Origin of the sequence: Wolbachia endosymbiont of Drosophila bicornuta (assembly GCF_028982105.1) — a bacterium.
Taxonomy (GTDB): domain Bacteria; phylum Pseudomonadota; class Alphaproteobacteria; order Rickettsiales; family Anaplasmataceae; genus Wolbachia; species Wolbachia pipientis.
Genome location: NZ_JAPQLF010000090.1, coordinates 1 through 3,786, shown reverse-complemented (window position 1 = coordinate 3,786; position 3,786 = coordinate 1). Strand labels below are relative to the sequence as shown.

Here is a 3,786-nt window from a genome sequence, read left to right as displayed (position 1 = left end):
GTTGAGTTGGCGGCTGCGGTAGAGGCATCTACAGAAAAAGAAGATAAAAAAGCAGAAAAAACATCATTAAGGGAAGAAAATAAAGAAGTTTGCGAAAACGTAGAAATGAAAGTGGATGAAAGAGAAAAACCTAAAGTGCCAGTTTTCCTTTTTGAAGTTTCACCAGGATTTGTAAGACCGGTTGTTCTGAGCAAACCAGAACTTGATCTTTTACCAAAACCTATAATGCCTCCTATATTTAAAGAGGTTATAAACAATGAGAACCGCGAGGTAAAAGAAACAAAACCAAAAGTGGAAGAAGAGAAAAAAGCGAAGCCGGAGGAACCGAAGAAAGAGGTGTGTCCACCGAAGAAGCCTGCAACGGAGACGTGGCAGGAACAAATATAGCACTTCTCGCAATAGTCCGAATAGGATAAGATATGTGCTTATGGCTATGGTAGAGCAGTAGCATATTATGATCTGTTCGGATTATTGTAAAAAGAGCTATAAAGCATAGTTATGGATGCGATAGTGGTTGGAGAAGTGATAGCGACTTAGGTTCAAACCAATCTGCTCCAAACTTTATTTTCAGCAAAGAAGCTTCGAATCAATCTGCTAAGAGTCCTGTCTCTAACCCAGGGCAACTTAACGGAAGTGCTCCAGGAAAACCTGTTCTGGAATCTGCAACAAAGCAATCCATTAAAAGTTCTGTTGCTGATTGTGAATTTGATTTTAATATAGGTACTTGGAACGGTGCTGAGCATGAAGGTTCTGTGGGTGATGTTCAACCACCAAAAGAATTGACTAATGATGTAAAAGTTGAGAAATGTGTAGAAGGTCCGTCAGTAGGAAAGGCGCCATAATGAAGGTAGTTAGATCCCAGTGTCTGGGCACTGGGATGACACCCATAACCTTGTCATTCCAGTGCGTGACGCTGGAATCCAGTGGCATATAGATAGGTGTCGACAGTTCGTCATTCCGCTACGTGTTAGCGGAATCTAGAAAATTGAATTTTATGAAAAAGAGTGAATAAAATTTTTTGAAAAAAAATATAAAAAAGTGCTTGCACTTAATTTTATTTTTAGTATGTTAATTACATAATATTTTTACTTAGTGGTCAATATGCATAGTGGTAATGATAAAAAAGGTTTTGATGCTGAAAAGTGGAAGCGTGATAATACAGCACCAGGTGGTGGTATAGTGCAGGGAGCAAGAGGAATGAGGTATGATGATCATAGTGATAAAGCCAAGGAGCTACTAGAAAGGAGGCGTCAGTCTGAGCAGAAAAAAAACGAACCTGGTAGTTCTATGAAACGTTAAGTGAAAGGTAGTTGTTGTAATTTAAAAATGGGGAGGTTGGTATGTATGGTAGAAAGGTAGTGAGAGCGTTGGTTAGTGCTTTTAATGTACGTAATTATGCTCGTAATACAGTTAAAACTAATTTTACGCTGCAAAGCAGGGGCGGGGAGGACTATATTGTAGTCTCATTTGATAAGGGTATGAAGGATTATCAGTGTAGCGAATATCTGGACAGTATAAAAAGGAAGATAATACGTGAATTCTATGCCATTGAAGAAAGTAATGATAAAGAAATATTGGATACAGCCAAGAAAGATTTTGATGTTACGTCTTTTCCATTTAACTATATCTATAAAGGGGACTGATCCGTAGATAAGCAAGGTAGAATTGAGTTTGTAGCACCTGTAGATCAAGGTGTAATTTTTAATTTAAAGTCTCATTTGGCTGCTTCACTTGCAAAGGGTGTTCTAGAAGATATGCGAGTTAGTAGCACAGCCGTACCATTCAACAAGAAAAAGTATTTATGGTGTGGTGAATTTGATAATAAACAATTACGTGAGGAATTTGAGCGTGAGTTTTTGTCAAGTATGGAGAATAGATATGGGTATAGGAATGGTTTTAAGAACCCTCTGAAGGTTAAAGGCAATAGTGTATATATCAGGGACGTTTTTGATGACGCTCGTTTTATCGATAGTGTAGCACGGTATATTACATGGCTTAAAGGTATGGGTCTCCAGGCTGATAGCAAAGTTCGTGGTGATGTAAAAGCATTTAAAGAGTTGATAATGGAATTTATTGATCAACCAACGGAAATAATAATAGCTGGCTTTGTATGTGCTTCTCCTCTAGGTAGAGAAGAGGCCTCAGTTCTTATACCTCTTGTATTAAATGGCGGAAGAAAGCGGATATTGACAAATGAAGAAGCTCTTAAACTAAATCATGCATTTAATGGTGCTGTATTTAATGATCTTTATGGTGGAACCCAGGGGGAATTAGCAATAAATGGAGGTAATGGACTGTATAGCATAGACTTTTCCAATCCATACATTTCTCACTGTGTGATAACTAAAATAATAGAAAGCTCTGTAATCAACAAAGACCATGAACTGGCCATTGACCCTGAGCTTCCTCGAACGCTATTAACTGAACCATCACCGACACGGGAGTTTCCCAAGCGAAGTCGTGATGAAGGGTTAGAGAGGCCTCCCAGGCAAGTATCAGAAAGAGAGGGAGGAAAAAGGGGGCTGTTTCAGTTGGTGCCGGAGGAAATAGATTCAAGTCAATCCACTTGTGGTCAATCACAGCTATCTTTGAGTAGATCATCATCGATTTCTTCTCCTAGAGCATGGAAGAATTCAATGTCCTTAAATTCTTGGGTTTCTAGTGATGAGTGTTCTGAAGCAAAGTCACAAGATAGTAAATCTCCGAAGAAACATGGGGGTGGTGTTCAAAAAATGAAAAAATGGCTCTCTTCAACTTTTAGTAAGCAATATGACGTAAACCTTAAGCGACATGATGAAGGGCGTGGTACAGCGCGCAGTACTCCTGAAACTCCTGTAACTAAAAAATCATCTGTGTCTAGATTATTTTCTTCATTGTCAGATATAGTAAGAGCAGAAAATAATTCACCCTCAAAAGAGACTTCTCCTGTAAGTTCTCTAGATGGTGATCCAGGCCCTTCACAAGGTACTATTTCGGGGAAAGGGGAGGTACTACCTGTAGAGTATAGATCTGATAACTCTAGTTCTAAAACAGCAGTTGATAGAGATAGTGGTTTTTGTTCTACGGGTTCTCCTGCTGCGCAACATAAGGGAAGTGTCCCTTCAAAGGAAAGTGTCCATTCAGAGGTTAAAGAGTGTGAGGTAGAGCCTGTATCAGGGGCTTTGAGAAAATAAATTTAGGTTTTTAGATATCCACCCAAGTGTTTTATTAGGGTTGGAGCCAAAATCCCTGACCCTGAAAGCACTGGTGTTAGTTTTTCTCATCCATTGCAGATATTGCACCGTACTATCCACTTGATCATCGTGGCGAGTTTCTGGGAACATTAAAATTTCATATTCGAAATCGCTGAGCCATACCGCTTGCTGTGGCAGAAAAACCCTGCCAGACTCTATCACCGGAACAATTTGATAAAATCGAGTGAGTTTGTCATTGTGTGGAATTATTTCGATAATCGGTAGATCGCTATTTGCCTTTAGCTCTTGTGTTATAGCACTTCTCGCAATAGTCCGAATAGGATAAGATATGTGCTTATGGCTATGGTAGAGCAGTAGCATATTATGACCTGTTCGGATTATTGTAAAAAGAGCTATAATTGTTGACCACTAGTTTTTGCTTCGATCAAAATTGCGTGTGGCGTCCATCTTGCAGCTAGTGACAGAACTTGCTCTTTAAGCTTTGGGTACTCAAGCTTTGCTCGATATACATCAAGTAAATAGAATTTATAGCCTTTCTTATAATAGTCCGAATGCGATAAGATATGTGTTTATGGCTATAGCAGGCCAGTAG

5 protein-coding genes and 1 pseudogene are annotated in these 3,786 nt (G+C 39.2%); 3 read left to right on the top strand and 3 right to left on the bottom strand.

Features of this window, described 5'->3' with window-relative positions:
- Together OZD68_RS02725 and OZD68_RS02720 are read right to left on the bottom strand one after the other, a co-directional pair.
- Positions 1–257: hypothetical protein (locus OZD68_RS02725; RefSeq protein ID WP_275008933.1), on the bottom strand; the 257-nt coding region annotated here is incomplete at its 3' end.
- Positions 248–451: a hypothetical protein gene (locus tag OZD68_RS02720; protein ID WP_275008932.1), complete on the bottom strand. Its 204-nt coding sequence runs from the start codon at positions 449–451 to the stop codon at positions 248–250. The genes OZD68_RS02720 and OZD68_RS02725, both read right to left, overlap by 10 nt.
- A gap of 650 nt (positions 452–1,101) precedes the next feature.
- On the opposite strand from OZD68_RS02720, the gene OZD68_RS02715 reads away from it, so the two are divergent.
- The 3 genes from OZD68_RS02715 (at position 1,102) to OZD68_RS02705 (ending at position 3,173) form a co-directional block, all read left to right on the top strand.
- Positions 1,102–1,299 (top strand): hypothetical protein, encoded by a 198-nt coding sequence (locus tag OZD68_RS02715; protein ID WP_182309933.1) that lies wholly within the window; start codon positions 1,102–1,104, stop codon positions 1,297–1,299.
- Positions 1,300–1,340: 41 nt separating this feature from the next.
- The gene (locus OZD68_RS02710; RefSeq protein WP_182309934.1) at positions 1,341–1,643 is read left to right on the top strand and encodes a hypothetical protein; all 303 of its coding nucleotides are present in this window, start codon (positions 1,341–1,343) and stop codon (positions 1,641–1,643) included.
- Between the two features lie 75 nt (positions 1,644–1,718).
- Entirely contained in the window at positions 1,719–3,173 is a 1,455-nt protein-coding gene (locus tag OZD68_RS02705; protein ID WP_220468168.1) for a hypothetical protein, read from the top strand.
- 54 nt (positions 3,174–3,227) lie between these two features.
- Here OZD68_RS02705 and terL read toward each other — a convergent pair.
- Positions 3,228–3,485, bottom strand: a pseudogene (gene terL, locus OZD68_RS02700) (phage terminase large subunit); the annotation flags it as partial.
- Between the last annotated feature and the right edge of the window lie 301 nt (positions 3,486–3,786).